Origin of the sequence: Streptomyces sp. Act143 (genome assembly GCF_003143935.1) — a bacterium.
Taxonomy (GTDB): domain Bacteria; phylum Actinomycetota; class Actinomycetes; order Streptomycetales; family Streptomycetaceae; genus Streptomyces.
Genome location: NZ_QFRX01000001.1, coordinates 1,057,549 through 1,076,239, shown reverse-complemented (window position 1 = coordinate 1,076,239; position 18,691 = coordinate 1,057,549). Strand labels below are relative to the sequence as shown.

Here is an 18,691-nt window from a genome sequence, read left to right as displayed (position 1 = left end):
CGCCGTGCATCTCGCATACACACCCGAGCAGCAGCGGCTGCGCACCGAACTGCGCGCGTACTTCGCCGGCTTGGTGCCCGAGGACGCGAACGCCCGGCACGGCGACCGGCGCGAACAGAAGCGGTTCTACCGCGAGATCATCCGCCGCCTCGGCGCCGACCGCTGGCTGGGGGTGGGCTGGCCCGAGGAGTACGGCGGGCGCGGTCTGAGCGCGATGGAACAGTTCATCTTCTTCGACGAGGCCGCCCAGGCCGGCGTACCGCTGCCGCTGATGGCCCTGAACACCGTCGGCCCGACGATCATGCAGTACGGCACCGACGAGCAGAAGGACTACTTCCTCCCCAAGATCCTCTCCGGCGAGATCGACTTCGCGATCGGCTACAGCGAGCCCGACGCCGGTACGGATCTGGCGTCGTTGAAGACGCGCGCCGTGCGCGACGGGGACGAGTACGTCGTCAACGGCCAGAAGATCTGGACCACCAACGGCGACACGGCGGACTGGGTGTGGCTGGCCACCCGCACCGACCCGGACGCCCCGCCGCACAAGGGCATCACCATGCTCCTGGTCCCGACCACCGAACCCGGCTACTCCTGCACCGTCATCAACACCCTCGCCGGCCACGACACCACGGCCAGCTACTACGAGGACATCCGCGTCCCCGTCACCCACCGCGTCGGCGAGGAGAATCAGGGCTGGCGGCTGATCACCAACCAGCTCAACCACGAGCGCGTCACCCTCGCCGCCCACGGCACCATGGCGATCCGCGCCCTGAACGACGTCCAGCGCTGGGCCATGGAGACCAAACTCGCCGACGGCCGCCGCGTCGTCGACCTGCCCTGGGTACGCCGCCGCCTCGCCCAGACCCATGTGCGGCTCGACGCGATGAAGCTGCTCAACTGGCAGATGGTCAACGCCGTCCAGAACGGCACGCTCACCCCGCAGGACGCCTCCGCGGTCAAGGTCTACGGCTCCGAGGCCCGCCGCGACGCCTACGCCTGGCTCATGGAGGTGGTCGCCGCGGCCGGCGCCCTGAAGGAGGGCTCCGCGGGCACGGTGCTCCACGGCGAACTGGAGCGCGGCTACCGGTCCGCCGTCATCTTCACCTTCGGCGGCGGCAACAACGAGATCCAGCGGGAGATCATCTCGTGGATCGGTCTGGGGATGCCGCGGGTGCGGCGCTAGCCTGCCGGTATGGCAGATCCCGGGCTGTTCACCCCGACCTCGGTCACCTGGCAGATGCACGGCGACCCGATGATGTGGGTCGCCGGTGTCCGCGCACTGTATCTCCAGGCCCTGCACCCACGCGCCGTGCGCGGTGTCATGCAGAACTCCGACTTCCGGCAGGACGCCTGGGGCCGGCTGCTGCGCACCGCGAACTTCGTCGGCACCACGACCTACGGCACCACCGGGGCCGCCGAGCGAGCGGGCGCCCGGGTCCGGAAGATCCACCGCATGCTGTCCGCGACCGACCCCGACACCGGCGAGACCTACGGCGTCGACGAACCCGAGCTGCTGCTGTGGGTGCACTGCGCCGAGATCGACTCCTATCTGCACGTCGCCCGCCGCTCCGGGTTCCGCCTCACCGACGAGCTCGCCGACCGCTACATCGCCGAACACCGGGTCAGCGCCCGCCTGGTGGGCCTCGACCCCGACGCCGTACCGGCGAACCAGGCCGAGATGGCCGCCTACTTCGAGAAGGTCCGGCCCGAACTCGCCGCCGGGCCCGAGGCGCGCGCGGTCGACGACTTCCTGCTCCGCCCGCCGACGCACCCCCTGCTCGTCCCGGCGCGCGAGGTGCTGTGGCGGCGCGTGGCACACCTGGCGTACGCCGCCCTGCCGCCGTACGCCCACGACCTGTACGGCAGACCGGCTCCCGAACCCGCCACCGTCACCCGCCAGTTGCGGCTCACCGGCACCCTGCTGCGCGCTGTTCCCGCACGTCTGCGCTGGCAACTGCCGCCCAAACACATCCTCCGCGCCATGTCACGGCTCGGCCCCGGCTCCCGCCCCGCACCGTACAAAGTCGGGAGATAGCTCGCCATACTGGACGGGACCAGGGGCGGGGCGGCGAGACTTCGACGGGGGCGATCGCAGCAGATGGGGGACAGCAAGCTGATCCAGGGCCGCTACCGGTTGCTCGACCTGATCGGGCGCGGCGGCATGGGCGAGGTGTGGCGGGCCCGCGACGAGTCGCTGGGCCGCCGGGTCGCCGTGAAGTGCCTCAAGCCGCTCGGCCCGTCCCACGACCAGGCCTTCACCCGCGTCCTGCGCGAGCGGTTCCGGCGGGAGGCCCGCGTCGCCGCCGCCCTCCAGCACCGCGGGATCACCGTCGTCCATGACTTCGGCGAGTCCGACGGCATCCTCTTCCTCGTCATGGAGCTGCTGGAGGGCCGCAACCTCAGCCAGCTCCTGGAGGACAACAGGCACCATCCGCTGCCCGTCCCGGACGTCGTCGACATCGCCGACCAGGTGGCCGCCGCGCTCGCCTACACCCACCAGCAGGGCATCGTGCACCGCGACCTGAAGCCGGCCAACATCATGCGGCTGGCCGACGGCACCGTGAAGATCTGCGACTTCGGCATCGCCCGGCTCGGCCACGACATCGGCTTCACGTCCCGGCTCACCGGCACCGGCATCGCGATGGGCACCCCGCACTACATGTCCCCCGAGCAGATCGGCGGCTCCGAGGTCGACCAGCGCAGCGACCTGTACTCGCTGGGGTGCGTGCTGTACGAGATCACCACCGGCGTGCCGCCGTTCGACCTCGACGACGCCTGGGCGATCCTCGTCGGCCACCGCGACACCCCGCCCCGCCCGCCGCGCAGCCACCGCCCGGAGGTGCCCGCGTACTTCGAGAAGATCATCCTGGATCTGCTGGCCAAGCTGCCCGAACAACGCCCGCACGACGCACGTGAGTTGGCTCGCCGGCTCAGCCTGGGCCGTACCACGCCGACGTACGTGCCCACCGTGGTGACCCCGCAGCCGACGCTCCGCCCGGCCCTCGGACCGCCGCCTGCTCGCGAGACCCGCCTGCCCTCCTGGACCCGGGGCATGACCACCGGCCACAAGGCGATCGGCCCCGGCGCCGGTCCCGCGCCGCCCGGGGAAGGCGCCGCCCTCACCGGCGAGTGGATCCCGCGGACGGTCGTCGCCCGGCCCTCCGAACCCGTCCCCGACGAACCGCCCGCGCCCTCCCAGGAAGCGATCACCGCCCTGGCCGGACGGCACAACGCGGGGCTCAGCCTGGGCCGCCTCGGCCGCTGGGCGGAGGCGGGCGAGGTGCACCGCGCGGTCGCCGCCGAGCGCGAGCACCTGTTGGGCCCCGACCACCCGGACACCCTCGCCAGCCGCTACGAGGTCGCCTTCACCCTCTCCCGCACCGGCCGCGCCGCCGACGCCCTGCGCGAGTACAAGCACGTGGCCCGGGCCCGCAGCCTCGCCCTCGGCCCCGACCACCCCGAAACCCTCGCCGCCCGCCAGGAAATGGCTTACGTGCTCGGCCAGTTGGGCCGCCACTTCGACGCCCACCAGGTCTACCAGTCGGTCCTGGCCGCCCGCGAACGCACCATGGGCGCCGACCACCCCGACACCCTGCGCTGCCGCCACAACCTCGCCTTCAACCTCAGTCGCCTCGGCCGTCTGGAGGACTCCTACCGCATGGCCCGCGACGTGGCCGCGGCCCGCGCCCGTGTCCTCGGTCCGACCCACCCCGACACCCTGGTCACCCGCTACGAAGTCGCCTACGCGCTCGGCCAGTTGGGCCGCTGGCCGGAGGCCCTGCAGACCTACCACGAGGTCGCAGAGGCCCGCGCACAGGCCCTCGGCCCCGACCATCCGGACACCCTCGCCGCCCGCTACGAGGTCGGCATCAGCCTCGGCCGCCTGGGCCGCAGCGCCGAGGCCCTCCAGCTCTACCGCGACCTCATCGAGGACCGCACCCGCGTGAACGGCCCCGCCCACCCCGAGACCCTGCGCGCCCGGCACGGCCTCGGCGTCAACCTCGGCCGCCTCGGCCGCTGGGAGGAGGCCCTCGCCGAGTCCCGCGACGTGTGCGCCATCCGGGAGCGCGTCCTGGGCCCCGAGCACCCCGACACCTTGGTGAGCCGCCGCGAGGTCGCCGTCGGCCTCGGCTGGCTGGGCCGTTGGACCGACGCCCTCACCGAGTACCGCCGCGTGGCCGCCGCCCGCGAACGCGTCCTCGGCGCGGGCCACCCCGACACCCTCGCCAGCCGCAACGACGAGGCCCACTGCCTGGAACAACTCGGCCGCGGCGCCGAGGCCGTCGAGCTGTACCGGAGGGTGGCGGTGCTGCGGCAGCAGCGCGCGGCGGGCGGCGGCTGACCAGAGGCGGTGACGGGTTCGGCGCGGGGCGGGCGGGCAGTGAGCTGACCGGGGCGGCGACGTGTGCAGCGCGGGGCTGCAGTGTGCGAAGGCGGGCGGTTCCCGCAAGGGGGAGGTGACGTTCGGAACGGGGCGACCGCGGCGAGCCCGCGCCCGGGCCCCGCCGTCGCCCTCTGGCCGACCTAGATCATCGCGTGTTACCAAGGACCATGAGCGCATCCGAGGCACCTCGCAGGTACGACGCCGTGATCGTCGGTGGCGGACACAACGGCCTCGTCGCCGCCGCCTACCTGGCCCGGGCCGGACGGTCCGTCCTGGTCCTGGAGCGGCTGGACCGCACCGGCGGCGCAGCCGTCTCCACCCGGCCCTTCTCCGGGGTCGACGCCCGGCTGTCGCGCTACTCCTACCTGGTCAGCCTGCTGCCGAAGAAGATCGTGCGGGATCTCGGCCTCGACTTCCGGGTCCGTACGCGCACGATCTCGTCGTACACCCCCGTCGAACGGGACGGCCGGGCGACCGGCCTTTTGGTCGGCGGCGGCGAGCGGCGCACCCGGGAGGCCTTCGCGCGGCTCACCGGCGGCGAGCGCGAGTACCAGGCCTGGCAGCGCTTCTACGGCATGACCGGCCGGGTCGCCGAACGGGTCTTCCCGACCCTCACCGAGCCGTTGCCCACCCGGGAGGAGCTGCGCCGCCGGGTGGACGACGAGGAGGCATGGCGGGCCCTGTTCGAGGAGCCGATCGGCGTCGCCGTGGAGGACCGTTTCGCCGATGACCTGGTCCGGGGCGTGGTCCTCACCGACGCCCTGATCGGCACCTTCGCCGACGCCCACGACCCGTCCCTCGCGCAGAACCGCTGTTTCCTCTACCACGTGATCGGCGGCGGCACCGGCGCCTGGGACGTGCCCGTCGGCGGCATGGGCGCCCTGACCGACGCCCTGGCCGCGGCGGCGCGGGACGCGGGCGCGGTCCTCGCCACCGGACACGAGGCGGTGCGGATCGCCACGGACGGGCGTACGGCGGAGGTGACGTACCGGACGGCCGAGGGCGAGAGCGTGGCCGCGGCCCGGCACGTGCTGGTGAACGCCTCCCCGCAGGCGCTCGCCGAACTCACCGGCGACGCGCCTCCGGCCCCCGCCGAGGGCGCCCAGCTGAAGGTGAACATGCTGCTCAAGCGGCTGCCGCGGCTGCGGGACACCTCCGTCGACCCGCGCGAGGCGTTCTCGGGCACCTTCCACATCGCCGAGGGCTACCGGCAACTCGCCACCGCCCACGCGGAGGCCGCCGCGGGCCGGCTGCCCTCCGCGCCGCCCTCGGAGATCTACTGCCACTCGCTGACGGACCCCTCGATCCTGGGACCGGAGCTGGTCGCGCGGGGGTACCAGACGCTGACGCTGTTCGGACTGCACACGCCCGCGCGGCTCTTCGACGGCGACAACTCCGCCGTGCGCGAGGAGCTGCTGAAGGCGACCGTCGCCCAGCTCGACGCCCACCTCGCCGAGCCGATCGCCGACTGCCTCGCCACCGACGCGGAGGGGCGGCCGTGCATCGAGGCGAAGACACCGCTGGACCTGGAGCGTGACCTGCGGCTGCCGGGCGGCAACATCTTCCACCGTGAGCTGTCCTGGCCGTACGCCCAGGAGCACACCGGCCGGTGGGGCGTCGAGACCCGACACCCCAATGTGCTGCTGTGCGGCGCGGGCGCGGTCCGCGGGGGCGGGGTGAGCGGGGTGCCGGGGCACAACGCGGCGAAGGCGGTGCTGGAGGCGGTCGGAGGGTGAGAGGCGCGGTTCTCAGGCGGGCGGCGGGCGCCAACCCAGGGTGAGGGGGAAGCGTTCCGCCAATTCCTCGTACCGGGAGCGGACTTCCCGGACCGGCAGGCCCAGAATCCTGGCGTACGGTCCCAGGCTCGATTCCTCGATCTCGTCCTGGGGGTCGAGGCCGGGGGCGATGCCGTCATGGTCCCTGGAGAGCAGCACCCTGGTCACCTCGTCGCGCTCCAGGGTCGCGAGCGACCACAGTGCCTTGCGCCTGATCTCCTTGTCGCTGTGCGCCATGGCCTCGTGCACGGCACGGCGGGCCGTGGTGTCTCCCAGTGCCCCCAGCGCGGCGGTCAGGACGACATCGAGTCGCCGGTCCTCCTCCGTGCGGAGTTCGGACAGGCGTCGCGCCGCCCCCGGGTCGCCGATGAGAACGATGGCCCTGACGATGTCCGGGAGTTCCTCCTCGGTGTAGGAGGCCGCGTCGTCGGAGGTCTGCGTCAGCGCGGTCAGGAGTGGTTCGACAGCGCGGGCGTCGCCGAGAAGTCCCAGCGCTTCCACGACGGCCATGCGTGCATCGCCCCGCGCCTTGGGCAGCGCGCCGAGCAGGGGCTCCACCGCCCGCGCGTCCCCGATCTCACCCAGGGCCTTCGCGACGGCGGGGTCCGGCCGGTTCCTGGGGGTGACCAGCAGGGCGAGCAGGGGTTCCACGGCTCTGGGATCACGAAGTCGCCCCAGAGCGCTGACGACTCCCGCGCGCGTCATGCCACTGGTGCGCGGGAGGACGTCCAGCAGGGGTGGGAGCGCGCGCGGGTCGCGCAGGACACCGAGGGCGGAGGCGACCACGGGGTTCGTGGTGCCGTCGGGGAACCGCAGGAAGCGGAACAGGGGCTCCACCGCTCGTGAGTCGTTCAGCTCGGCGAGAGCCCTGACGACCACCTCACGCTGTGCTGCGCCCTCTTCGTCGGTCAGCAGGTCCGACAAGGGCTTCACCGCCTGCGGCCCGTCCAGCTGTTTCAGCAGCAGCGCGGCTTCGAGGCGTACGTCGTACCGCGGGTGCCCGGTCGCCCGGACGACGGGCGCGACCACATCGGGGAACAGGGTGCAGTAGGAGTCGCCGAGCTGCTTGCGCCCTGCTTCGGTAGCGGCGACAAAGGCGTCCATCACCGCCGCGGCCATGTCATCGCGCTGTGCCGGCGCGACCTGGTCGAAGCACCACAGGAGATACATGACGGCCGCGGGAGTGAGGCTCCTGGAGGTGATGACAGCCGCCAGCTCCTGGGATGTGTCGGCCCAGTGCGCGTCCATGGAGGACATCTTGGTCCAGCCGAGGGCCCACGCCGCCGCCGTCGCCTCGCAGGGACCGCGGGTCAGCATGGAGATGAGGCCAGGCAGCAGACCTGGCTCCATGACGAGTCCTCGGCTGTAGGCGAGGTCCATGAGTGCCAGGGCGGCTTCGACGGCCACCGCCGGCTCGGGTTCGTCGAGGAGGGCGACCTGGTTCCGGACCCAGGTGGTCAGAGCCTCCTCCTCCTCTTTCGGTGCCGTCTGGCCCAGCACCAAGGAGGCGGGGCCCGCCAGCCGTTCGTGCTGCGAAGGGTTCTCCAGCCAGTGGGTGACGATGGTCCGGCTGAGGAGGGCGGCCCAGCGGGAACCTCCCATCTCTCTGAGGACGGTGTCGGCGACGGTGACCGAAGGACCTGTCCCGTCCTCCGCGGTCAGCGCCGCGACGAACCGGGTGACGATCTCCGTCGCGGCTTCCTTGCTGGCATTGGGCTCGTCCGCCAGGCAGGCACACGCGAGGGTGGCCCGCGGGCGTGCGGTGGCCGGTGCCTCTGCCGACCGAGGTGTGGCGATGGCGCGCAGGACGCTGTCCACGTCGTCGTCGTTGCAGGTCATCACGCACAGCCGGATGGCTTCCCGCCAGTTGTCCGAGACCACTTCGTCGAGGTGCTCCATCGAAGTGGTGACGACGGAGGTCTCCGAGGTCAGGGCGGCGACGTGGTCCGCGAGCGATATCCGCCGGTCACGCCCGGGATATCTGCGGGCGACCAGGGCCAGGCCCGCCAGGTACTCCTGGAAGGTCAGATGCCGGAACTCGTAGACGGGCACCAGCCGGCCGTCACGCCTGACATGGCCGGACTCGACGAGAATTCCGGTCTGCCGCTCCAACCGGCGCAGGAACTCGACCGACGAACGCCGGCTGACCGCGTGCACGGCCGGGAACTCCCGGCGCATCCGCTCCAGGACGTCGATGACCTCGTCCTGGCGGATCTGCTGGGTGCCGGACTCGCACATGGCGTAGGCGAGGTACTGGAGTTGCGGGAGCGCCTCGTGCGGATCCATGCGCTCGTCCACGTCGCTGCGCCAGTGCAGCAGCACGTCCACGGCTTCCCGGTACAGGTCCGCCCGGCGGCTCGGCAGCTTCCCGACCTTCTTCTTCACCAGCGCCATGGTGGTCAGCAGCATGGGGTTGCCGGTGAGCCGCTCGATGCGGTCGGTGCTGTGGATGTCGCTGATCAGCTCCTGCGCCGCGCTGTCCCGGCGGGCCGACGGCTCGGTCACCACGCACCAGCGGCGGGCGAAGTCGTCCTTGTCCTCGGACGTCAGGTCCTGGACCGTCACGTGCTCGAATCCCCGGGTGATGCGCAGCCCCATCTCCCGGTAGCCGACGATCCGTGAGGTGACGATGATCGGGGCCTCGGGAAAGCCGAGGTGGATCTTCTCGACCTTGCGGCAGAAGCGGGCCCGCAGGGCGGTGTCGGAGATCTCGTCCAGACCGTCGATCAGCAGGAGCGCTCTGCCCTCCCGAAGGCGGCGCAGCAGGAGCGGGGTCAGTTCGGTGGCCTCGTCGCTGGAGAACTCCGTGTCGCACAGATGGTGCTGGATCATGTCCTCCAGCGATCCCGTGATCCTCCGCTCGTCCAGATCGCGGCAGCGGATGAAGAGGGGCAGCCAGTCGGTGTCGGGAAGGGTGTCGACGTCCGGCAGCTGGCTCCATTCGGGATCGGACTTCAGACGCAGCAGGTACGCGGTCGCTATCCAGCGCAGCATGGTGCTCTTCCCGGCGCCCGGATCGCCCAGGACCACCAGGTGAGTGGAGTCCGCGAGCCGTTCCCCGACCGAGAAGCGCGCGCCGGCGTCCTGCGTGTCGTCGTCGTGGTCGTTGCGCCGTGCCTCGAGACTCTGCAGTTTCCGGTCGAGATCGTGCGGGTCGATCCCCGGGGGGATGTCGACGGTCACGCGCAGGGACACGTACAGGCTGCGCAGTTGCAGGTCCCTGGTGATGAGATCACGGTCCCCGATGGGGAGGTTCGCCAGATCGACGATGTCGCAGGTCTCGAGGGTCAGTTCCCGATAGCGCTGTTCGAGCTGGTCCAGCCGCGGGTCGGCGCCCGCCGGTCGCCGGGTCGGGTAGTACTCCGACAGCGCCTCCATGAGCTCGTTCATCGCGCGGGCGGGATCCTGCCAGTACCGGGCGATCCGGCCGTCGAGGGTCAGGAAGTCGAGATAGGCGTTCTTCTCCATCTGGAGGGCGAAGATCCGGGCTTCTCCGTGCCTGCGTGCCGCGTTGACGAGGAAGTTCGCCCAGCCCGTCCCGATGGCGGTGACGGTTCCGCACAGGATGACCGGGCTGCCCTGGGCGATCGCCTGGGACGCCTGCTGCATGAGCGAGTCGCCGACGAACAGGCTGCCGTGGTGCAGCACTTCATAGCCGGCCTTCTCCAGCGGTGCCGCGATCTCGGCGGCGAGAGCCTCGTCGCCGTCGGCATGCGCGATCAGGATCCGGACCATCGAGCCCCCGTGTCGTTCGTTCAGCGAATCGCCTTCATGAGCTGCTCGCATCCGCGGTCCCAGTCCTGCGACAGGTCCGCGGACCGGAGATCGGACAGAATCGCCGGAGCCGCACCACCGAACCTCACCGGCAGGATGCGCACGCCACAGCCCTCCAGCTGGCGGTGCAGGGTCGACATCCATTCCCGGCTGATCCAGGGGCTCGTGACCCCGGCCGCGGAGTAGCACAGCACCAGATACGAGGTGCCTTCGAGGCCCGCGTTGATGCGCTCCACGACGGAATCGCCGAGTCCGATCTCCCATTCGTCGAACCACACGCGGTGCCCCGCGGCGGAGACCTCCTCGGCGAGCCGTTGCGCGGCGGACACGTCCACCTTGCGGTGGCTGATGAAGACGTTCGCCATGCCCATTCCCAGGTCCGACGGTCGCGCACACGGAGTCGCGCACAGGGAAACCCTCGCGATCCCGGTCCGGATCGCAAGGCTTGTTCATGTGATGCCGACATATGCTACCCACCGGTGCCGTCGGCGGACCACGACGGAGTCAGTCGGCGGATGTACTCCAGCCCACGGCCGCGATCCGTGCCGCGTCCGCCGGCCGCGCCCCGTCGAACAGGACGGCCTCGCCTGCCCGTACGCGCAGCCCGTCGACATACGCCCCGCGCCCCACGTACAGCCGGTCCGTCAGATACCGCCAGCGCAGGGCCAGTTGAGTGTGTGCCGGAAGGTCCGCCGTGAGCCGGTGCCAGACCCGGCCGGACCAGCCGGTGACCGTTCCCGACGGGTGCCGCTCGTCCGGGCGGTCGGTCGTGAACGGCACCGGCTGCCAGGTCGTGCCACCGTCCGTCGAAGCCTCCAACGCCAGGACGTCCGCCTGGGGTTCGGTGTCCCACCACAGGGCGCAGCGCAGCCGCGCGCCGCCGGCGGACGTGTCGAGGGCGGGGAGGGTGAGCGTCGCGGTCGCCGCACTCGTCATGCCGGAGAACCAGGCGGTGCGGCCGTGCCGTGGGCGGACCGGCACGGCGCGGGCCATGTGGTTGGCGGCGGCGACCCGGGGCGCGGAACCGGAGCGCCAACTGCGCACCGGATGGACCGAGTTGCCCAGCACGATCAGGAAGGAGTCGGTCGTGGGGTCGAGGACCAGTGAGGTGCCGGTGAAGCCGGTGTGGCCCGCGGTGCGCGGGGTGGCCATCGCCCCCATGTACCAGTGCTGGTAGAGCTCGAAGCCGAGGCCGTGCTCGTCGCCGGGGAAGGCGGTGTTGAAGTCGGTGAACATCAGCTCCACGGAGTCCCGGCGCAGGATGCGTGCCGTGCCGTACGTCCCGCCGTTCAGGAGGGTCCTGCCGAGCACCGCCAGGTCCCAGGCGCAGGAGAAGACCCCCGCGTGACCGGCGACGCCGCCCAGGCTGAAGGCGTTCTCGTCGTGCACCTCGCCCCACACGAGCCCCCGGTCCAGGCCGGACCAGGGCTTGCGGGCGTCCTCCGTCGCCGCGATCTCGGCCTTCCAGGAGGCGGGCGGGTTGTAGCGGGTGCGGCGCATGCCGAGCGGGGCGGTGATCTCGTCGTGGAGGAGGACGTCCAGAGGGCGGCCGGTGAGCTTCTCCAGGACCAGTTGGAGCGAGATCAGATTCAGGTCGGAGTACAGGTACTTGGTGCCCGGTGGGTTGAGCGGGGCCTCGTTCCAGATGAGGCGGAGCTTCTCCTCGTACGTCGGCGCGTTGTAGAGCGGGATCCAGGCGCGGAAGCCCGAGGTGTGCGTGAGGAGCTGGCGGATCGTGATGTCCTGCTTGCCCGCGCCGCCGAAGTCGGGGAGGTAGGAGGCGACCGGCGCCTCCAGCTCCAGTGCACCCCGTTCGATCTGCTGCACGGCGAGGATCGAGGTGAACAGCTTGGAGACCGAGGCGAGGTCGAAGACGGTGTCCTCGGCCATCGCGATCCGGTCGGCGGGCGGGAACTCGACGCCGGTGTCCGTCTTCTCGTCGTACGCGGAGTAGCGGACCGCCGTCCCGATCGGCTGGTGCAGGGCCACGGTGCCGCCGCGCCCGGCGAGGAGCACGGCGCCCGCGTACCACGGGTGTTTGGGGGAGGGGCCGAGGAACTGCTCGGCTTCGGTGACGAGTCGGCGGAGATGGTCCTCAAGGAGACCGGCCTGTCGTGCGGTTCCATGGCGGAGGGTCGGCTGTCCGCCGGGAGTCGCCGCTGAGACGGGACCGGCGGGGAACGGGGCGAGGGCGAGTGCGCCGCCCAGCGCGAGCGCTCTTCGGGCGAGCTGACGACGGGTCGGTCCGGTGTGCGCCTCATCAGTCATCGGGAAACTCTATCCCCGGGAGGAAACCCTGGACCCGGGCCGTAATCTGACGGAGCATCAGAAAAACTCTTCCGTCCTCCGCGGGACTGCGGCATCCTGCGCCCATGCAGACGGAGCTGAGCAAGAAACTGGGAGCCGAGCACGCCATCTTCGGCTTCACGCCGTTCCCCGCCGTCGCTGCGGCCATCAGCCGGGCCGGTGGTTTCGGCGTGCTCGGCGCGGTCCGCTACACCGCCCCCGACGACCTCAAACGCGACCTCGACTGGATCGAGGCGCATGTGGACGGCAAGCCGTACGGCCTGGACGTCGTCATGCCCGCCAAGAAGGTCGAGGGCGTCACGGAGGCCGACGTCGAGGCGATGATCCCCGAAGGGCACCGGCAGTTCGTCCGCGACACCCTCGCCAAGTACGGCGTACCGGAGCTGGCCGAGGGCGAGGCCGCCGGGTGGCGCATCACCGGCTGGATGGAGCAGGTCGCCCGCAACCAGCTCGACGTCGCCTTCGACTACCCGATCAAGCTGCTCGCCAACGCGCTCGGCTCCCCGCCCCCCGATGTCGTGGAGCGCGCCCACGACCGCGGAGTCCTCGTCGCCGCGCTCGCGGGCAGCGCCCGGCACGCCGTCAAGCACAAGGCGGGCGGCATCGACATCGTCGTCGCCCAGGGCTACGAGGCCGGTGGCCACACCGGCGAGATCGCCTCCATGGTGCTGACCCCGGAGGTCGTGGACGCCGTCGCCCCGCTCCCGGTGCTGGCCGCGGGCGGCATCGGCAGCGGGCAGCAGGTGGCGGCAGCCCTGGCCCTCGGCGCCCAGGGCGTGTGGCTGGGCTCGCTCTGGCTCACCTGCACCGAGGCCGACATGTCCTCGCCCGCGGTGACCCGCAAACTCCTCGCCGCGAGCTCCTCCGACACCGTCCGCTCCCGCGCCCTCACCGGGAAGCCCGCACGCCAGCTGCGCACCGAGTGGACCGACGCCTGGGACGACCCGAACGGCCCCGGCACCCTCCCCATGCCGCTCCAGGGCCTCCTCGTCGCCGACGCCCTCACCCGCATCCAGAAGTACGAGGTCGAGCCCCTGCTCGGCACCCCCGTCGGACAGATCGTCGGCCGCATGAACCGCGAACGCAGCGTCCAGGACGTCTTCGACGACCTCACCCGCGGCTTCGAGCGGGCCGTCGACCACATCAACCGCATCGCCGGAAGGAGCGACCGGTGACGAGTGCGACGAACACGTCGAGTACGCCCCCCGCCGGATTCTGGGCGCAGGCCGCCGCCGACCCCGACCGTGCCGTCCTCGTCGCTCCCGACGGCGAGCAGTGGACCGCCGGGCGTCTGCACGGCGCCGCCAACCGGCTCGTGCACGGTCTGCGCGCCGCCGGTCTGCGCCGCGGTGACGCCTTCGCGGTCGTCCTGCCCAACGGCGTCGAGTTCTTCACCGCCCACCTCGCCGCCACCCAGGCCGGGTTCTACCTCGTCCCGATCAACCACCACTTCGTCGGCCCCGAGATCGCCTGGATCGTCGCCGACTCCGGCGCCAAGGTGTTCCTCGCCCATGAGCGCTTCGCGGGACCGGCCCGCCAGGCCGCCGAGGAAGCCGGCCTCCCCGCCACCCACCGGTACGCCGTCGGCGAGATCGAGGGCTTCCGGCCGTACGCCGAACTCCTCGACGGGCAGCCGGAGTCGGCGCCCGAGCACCGCGAGCTCGGCTGGGTCATGAACTACACCTCGGGCACCACCGGCCGCCCCCGCGGCATCCGCCGCCCGCTGCCCGGCAGGCTCCCGGAGGAGGCGTACCTGGGCGGTTTCCTCGGCATCTTCGGCATCAAGCCGTACGACGACAATGTCCACCTCGTCTGCTCGCCGCTCTACCACACGGCGGTGCTCCAGTTCGCGGCCGCGTCCCTGCACATCGGCCACCGACTCGTCCTGATGGACAAATGGACGCCCGAGGAGATGCTCCGCCTGATCGACGCGCACCGCTGCACCCACACCCACATGGTCCCCACCCAGTTCCACCGTCTGCTGGCCCTGCCCGAGGACGTCCGCGCACGCTACGACGTGTCCTCGATGCGCCACGCCATCCACGGCGCCGCACCCTGCCCCGACCACGTCAAGCGGGCGATGCTCGACTGGTGGGGTCCGTGCGTGGAGGAGTACTACGCCGCCAGCGAGGGCGGCGGCGCCTTCGCCACGGCGGAGGACTGGCTGAAGAAGCCCGGCACGGTCGGCAAGGCCTGGCCCATCAGCGAACTGGCGATCTTCGACGACGACGGCAACCGGCTGCCGGCGGGCGAACTCGGCACCGTCTACCTGAAGATGAACACCGGCGGCTTCTCGTACCACAAGGACGAGACCAAGACGAGGAGGAACCGCATCGGCGACTTCTTCACCGTCGGCGACCTCGGCTACCTCGACGAGGACGGCTATCTCTTCCTCCGCGACCGCAAGATCGACATGATCATCTCCGGCGGCGTCAACATCTACCCCGCCGAGATCGAGTCCGCCCTCCTGTCCCACCCCGCCGTCGCCGACGCCGCCGCCTTCGGCATCCCGCACGACGACTGGGGCGAGGAGGTCAAGGCGGTCGTCGAACCGGCTCCGGGCCACGACCCCGGACCGGACCTGGCGGCTGACCTCCTCGCCCACTGCGCCGGACAACTCGCCGGCTACAAGTGCCCCAAGACGGTCGACTTCATCACCGAGATGCCCCGCGACCCCAACGGCAAGCTGTACAAGCGGCGGTTGCGCGATCCGTACTGGGAGGGGCGCACGCGGGCGGTCTGACGGAGCCGCTGCGCCGTGGGCTCACGCGTCCTACGCTACGAGGCGCGAGTTCTGTGCGTCAGCGTTGCGGGGGCTTCCGTGGAAGAGCAGGGCTTCACTCTTTTCTACTCGTACGCCCATGAGGACGAAGCGCTGCGTGACGAGCTGTCGAAGCATCTACGCACCATGGAACGGCAGGGCGTCCTCAGAGGCTGGCACGATCGCGAGATCTCGGCCGGCGCGGAGTGGCAGGGAGAGATCGACCGGCATCTGCGGACGGCGGATGTCGTCCTGCTGCTGATCAGCCCCGACTTCATGGCTTCGGACTACTGCCATGACGTGGAACTGGCCGAGGCGTTGCGCCGCCACGAGCTCGGTGAGTGCGTCGTGATACCGGTGCTGCTGAGGCCGGTCGACCTGGTGGGCGTGCGCTTCATGGCACTCCAGGCGCTGCCCTCCGGCGCCCGGCCGGTGACGTCGTGGGAGGACAGGGACAACGCCTTCGCCGACGTCGCCACCGGCATCAGAAAGGCGGTGACGCGCCTCGCCACGGTGGACGGGCGGCGCGCGCACAGCGTTGGCGAGCGAGAGTCCACTCCCGCACGCTCGCGCGACCTGGACCGGATCCGGGGATACCGGGACCTCCTCGATCGCCCCGCGTTCACCATGCCGTGCATCTTCGAAGCCTCACTGGAGGCGGTGCACCAGGCCTGCAACCAGATCAGTCTGGCGATGCTGACCGGGCAGGTCCGCACCCCGGCCTGGGAGGGCAACCTCTACGAGATCGCCAGGCGCAGCGAGTTCGAGACCGAACCGTTCGTCTCGTCGCTCGACCGGATCAGGAACCACATCGCCGCCCTGGAGCGTGCCGTAGCTCATCTGCACAGCCATCTTGCGGCCCCGGACCAGGCATCCCGCGAGATCGGCAAGCAGGCGCCGGGGCGCGAGGACGGCAGGATCTGGCACATGGAGTTCTACCTGCGCGGTCTCATCTCCTCAGGAAGCGTGTCACGGCAGTACGTGCGGGACGCGATCGCTCTCATGGACCGGGTCGACACGGGACGCAACGAGATCCTCCGGGTCGCCAACGGGCTCTTCGGGCTTGCCGGACTCGCCGAGTTGCCGCCGGTGACCCTGTCCGGTCGGCTGATCGAGCTGAGCGCGGACATGCGGCCGTACGACTGGGACCACTTCTATGTGCGCACCCACGCCGAGTTGCGCGCCTTTCTCGCCGGGGAGGACTGAGCGGCCCCGTCCGGCACGGAACGGTGGTTCCGTGCCGGACGGGACCACCCCCGGTCAACGCTCGCGCACGTGCACGATCTTCAGTCCCGGCGACGACAGGATGTCCTTCTCGCAGAACCGGGACGTCACCCAGCGTTCCTGGGAGAAGAGGCGGGTCTGGTCGCTGTAGTGCGGGGAGTTGGGGTTCGAGGACTGGGAGTACGTCAGGAGGGTGCGGGCCACCGGGCAGCGGCTGCCGTCCCAGCCGACCGCCTGGATGTAGCTGGAGCCGGTCGTGACCTCGGTGTAGCCGCCGTTCGCGGCGTCCCACACGGGCTCGACCTTGTTCCACACACCCAGCGACTCCGTACCGCCCGGGACGGGGATGCGCTTGCCGTTGCGGACGACGAACTGGTGGTCCCCGAGCGGGGAGTCGAGCGCGATGCCCGCCGCGCGCAGCTCGGTGACCGCGTCCGCCAGCGCGGCGGTGAACGCCGGGGTGTCCGTGGCGAGGGTGTTCGGGGTGCCGACCGGATCGGACGCCGAGAACGGGACCTTCCACAGCTGGGCCGCCGGGATACGGCGCCACAGGCGGTCGAAGAGCAGCGCGCCCCGGCTGCCGGTGTTGGCCGTACGGTCCCAGGCCGCGAGCACTCCGCACGCCTCGGTGACGTCGACGGCCCTGCCGTCACTGCCGGTTGCGGTGCCGCCCGGCAGCGTGGCGCAGGCCTTCGCCGCGTCGGCGGCGGCCAGATCGCCCGCCGGGACGCGGTTGGCGAACTGCTGGCGTTGCAGGTCCCGCACGCTCAGGTCGCCACTGCGCGCCATCGCCGCCACGTCCTCGATCGCCCCGCGCGTCCGCATCGAGCGCTGGGTGCCGATCGTGCCGAAGATCCGCTCGTACCCGGTCAACGGCCGGTCGGCATTGGCCAGCCAGGCACTGTCGTTGGAGTTCTCGGCGTACGGGGCGTCCGTGAGGGTCGGCATCCTCGCCGGGCCGAAGATCCCCGGCTGCACGGCGTCGGGGTCGCTGCCGAGCGCGCAGTCGCCGCGCGAGCCGTCGAGGACGGCCAGACCGGCGGACGGGTAGGTGACCTTGCCGAGCGGGGTGGAGCAGCGCTGGGCCAGGTCGTCGGTGATGCGGGGGAGCACCTGGGACTGGGTGAACAGCGAGTGACCGGCCGCGTCGGCGGCGATCGTGTTCACCCACGGCAGTCCCTGCGTCCGCCGGAGGGACTGCAGGACGTCCGCCGTGCCGCGTGCCCTGCTGAAGCCGAGGGCGGTGTCGGAGGCGCGCAGGTTGGCCGCGTTCGGGTCGTTGAGGGCATACGCCGTCGTGGTCGTCCAGGGCAGCGGCACCGACGCGCCGAGCGAGTTGACGACAGGGCCGTACCGCGTCCACCACTGGGTCCGGGTCACCGGGGCGCCGTCCTTCACCTCGACGGTGACCGTGCGCTTCGTCATCCGCTCGGACGTGCCGTCCACGAGGTACGCCGTCGGGTCGGCCGGGTCGAGGGTCAGCTGGTGAAGGTCGAGGGGCACGCCCGTGGCGACGGTGTGGCTCCACGCCACCCGGGCGTTGTGGCCTATGGAGATCGTCGCCGAGCCCAGCAACGAGCCTCCGGAGACGTTCAGTTCACCGGGGATCGTCTGCTGCGACTGCCAGAAGCGGCGGCCGCCCTGCCAGGGGTAGTGCGGGTTGCCCAGCAGCAGACCGCGGCCGTTCGCGGTGGTGGCGCCGCTGAAGGCGACGGCGTTGGAACCCATGTCGGCGGAGTCGGCCGCCAGCAGCTCGCGGGCCGCGCGAGCCGTGTCCTGGGCCTTCGGCGCGGCTGTCACGGCCGTGGCCGGCGGCTGGGCGGCCGTGATGCCGTCCACGCCCCTGCCCTGACCGCCGAGCACGGCGAACGCGAACCCGCGGGCCGCCACGTCCAGTTCGGTCACCGGCCGGACCCAGGCGGCGCCCTTGCACGCCGGGTCGGTGATCCGGTTCTGCCGCAGCCAGGCGTTGTACCCGGCGGCGAAGCCCCGCATCAGGTCCTTCGACTGCCGGCTCGGCCCCGCCGGAGCCGGCTGCGCGAGCAGCCTCTCCACCGTCCCCGACTCCCGGACGCCGCGGAAGTAGAGGTCGCTGGAGAGGTTCTTGGTGGCGGAGGAGAGCGAGAAGTCGGGCGCGGCATCGGGCCCGAAGAAGCGGGACCGCTCGCCGCGCACGGTCACGAAACCGTCGGCGAGCGTGCACACCTGGTCGGCGGCCTGCGCCCAGCCGGTGCCGAAGCCCAGGTCCGCGTAGTCCTTGGCGACGATGTGCGGGATGCCGTACTCGGTGTAGCGGATGGTGGCGGACAGACCGCCGTGCGAGGGATGTTCCTGACGGCCCTGGCTCTGGGCCGCGGCGGCCGGCAGGGCCGAGGCGGCGGTGAGCAGAGCGACGGCCGCGACGACGGCTCGTCTGTGGCGGGTGCGCATGGTGCCTCCCAACGTCATTGAGGGAAGGAGCGGTTG

Annotated in this window: 11 protein-coding genes; 7 read left to right on the top strand and 4 right to left on the bottom strand. The window is 71.4% G+C overall.

The window, feature by feature from the left end; genetic code table 11:
- The first annotated feature begins 4 nt into the window (after positions 1-4).
- The 4 genes from DI272_RS04730 (at position 5) to DI272_RS04715 (ending at position 6,120) form a co-directional block, all read left to right on the top strand.
- Positions 5-1,183, top strand: coding sequence for an acyl-CoA dehydrogenase family protein (locus tag DI272_RS04730; RefSeq protein WP_109493871.1), 1,179 nt, complete (start codon positions 5-7; stop codon positions 1,181-1,183).
- 9 nt (positions 1,184-1,192) lie between these two features.
- A complete protein-coding gene (locus tag DI272_RS04725; protein WP_109493870.1) occupies positions 1,193-2,035 on the top strand; it encodes an oxygenase MpaB family protein in 843 nt (280 codons plus the stop codon).
- A 63-nt stretch (positions 2,036-2,098) separates the two neighbouring features.
- Positions 2,099-4,342 carry a serine/threonine-protein kinase gene (locus tag DI272_RS45955; protein ID WP_109493869.1) on the top strand — a complete coding sequence of 748 codons (2,244 nt, stop codon included), beginning with the start codon at positions 2,099-2,101 and terminating at the stop codon, positions 4,340-4,342.
- 209 nt (positions 4,343-4,551) lie between these two features.
- Positions 4,552-6,120, top strand: a complete 1,569-nt coding sequence (locus DI272_RS04715; RefSeq protein WP_181387088.1) for an NAD(P)/FAD-dependent oxidoreductase — start codon at positions 4,552-4,554, stop codon at positions 6,118-6,120.
- Between the two features lie 12 nt (positions 6,121-6,132).
- Here DI272_RS04715 and DI272_RS04710 read toward each other — a convergent pair whose 3' ends face one another.
- From DI272_RS04710 to DI272_RS04700, 3 genes are all read right to left on the bottom strand, one after another.
- Entirely contained in the window at positions 6,133-9,894 is a 3,762-nt protein-coding gene (locus DI272_RS04710) for a HEAT repeat domain-containing protein (protein ID WP_181387087.1), read from the bottom strand.
- A gap of 20 nt (positions 9,895-9,914) precedes the next feature.
- Positions 9,915-10,298, bottom strand: coding sequence for a toll/interleukin-1 receptor domain-containing protein (locus DI272_RS04705; protein ID WP_181387086.1), 384 nt, complete (start codon positions 10,296-10,298; stop codon positions 9,915-9,917).
- A gap of 139 nt (positions 10,299-10,437) precedes the next feature.
- Positions 10,438-12,201, bottom strand: coding sequence for a serine hydrolase domain-containing protein (locus DI272_RS04700; protein WP_109493866.1), 1,764 nt, complete (start codon positions 12,199-12,201; stop codon positions 10,438-10,440).
- A 104-nt stretch (positions 12,202-12,305) separates the two neighbouring features.
- Between DI272_RS04700 and DI272_RS04695 the strand changes: the two genes are divergently transcribed.
- The 3 genes from DI272_RS04695 (at position 12,306) to DI272_RS04685 (ending at position 16,207) form a co-directional block, all read left to right on the top strand.
- On the top strand, positions 12,306-13,415 hold the full coding sequence (locus DI272_RS04695; RefSeq protein ID WP_109493865.1) for a nitronate monooxygenase family protein: 1,110 nt from the start codon (positions 12,306-12,308) through the stop codon (positions 13,413-13,415).
- Positions 13,412-14,983 carry an acyl-CoA synthetase gene (locus tag DI272_RS04690; RefSeq protein WP_109493864.1) on the top strand — a complete coding sequence of 524 codons (1,572 nt, stop codon included), beginning with the start codon at positions 13,412-13,414 and terminating at the stop codon, positions 14,981-14,983. The genes DI272_RS04695 and DI272_RS04690 overlap by 4 nt, the downstream gene beginning before the upstream one ends.
- Positions 14,984-15,061: 78 nt before the next feature.
- Positions 15,062-16,207: a toll/interleukin-1 receptor domain-containing protein gene (locus tag DI272_RS04685; protein WP_181387085.1), complete on the top strand. Its 1,146-nt coding sequence runs from the start codon at positions 15,062-15,064 to the stop codon at positions 16,205-16,207.
- 54 nt (positions 16,208-16,261) lie between these two features.
- Here DI272_RS04685 and DI272_RS04680 read toward each other — a convergent pair whose 3' ends face one another.
- The gene (locus DI272_RS04680; protein WP_109493862.1) at positions 16,262-18,655 is read right to left on the bottom strand and encodes a penicillin acylase family protein; all 2,394 of its coding nucleotides are present in this window, start codon (positions 18,653-18,655) and stop codon (positions 16,262-16,264) included.
- Between the last annotated feature and the right edge of the window lie 36 nt (positions 18,656-18,691).

Bases quoted from the DNA above. Each gene is read 5' to 3' on its own strand.
- DI272_RS04725 (WP_109493870.1), top strand. From the start codon at position 1,193: ATGGCAGATCCCGGGCTGTTCACCCCGACCTCGGTCACCTGGCAGATG.
- DI272_RS45955 (WP_109493869.1), top strand. From the start codon at position 2,099: ATGGGGGACAGCAAGCTGATCCAGGGCCGCTACCGGTTGCTCGACCTG.
- DI272_RS04715 (WP_181387088.1), top strand. From the start codon at position 4,552: ATGAGCGCATCCGAGGCACCTCGCAGGTACGACGCCGTGATCGTCGGT.
- DI272_RS04710 (WP_181387087.1), bottom strand. From the start codon at position 9,894: ATGGTCCGGATCCTGATCGCGCATGCCGACGGCGACGAGGCTCTCGCC.
- DI272_RS04705 (WP_181387086.1), bottom strand. From the start codon at position 10,298: ATGGCGAACGTCTTCATCAGCCACCGCAAGGTGGACGTGTCCGCCGCG.
- DI272_RS04700 (WP_109493866.1), bottom strand. From the start codon at position 12,201: ATGACTGATGAGGCGCACACCGGACCGACCCGTCGTCAGCTCGCCCGA.
- DI272_RS04695 (WP_109493865.1), top strand. From the start codon at position 12,306: ATGCAGACGGAGCTGAGCAAGAAACTGGGAGCCGAGCACGCCATCTTC.
- DI272_RS04680 (WP_109493862.1), bottom strand. From the start codon at position 18,655: ATGCGCACCCGCCACAGACGAGCCGTCGTCGCGGCCGTCGCTCTGCTC.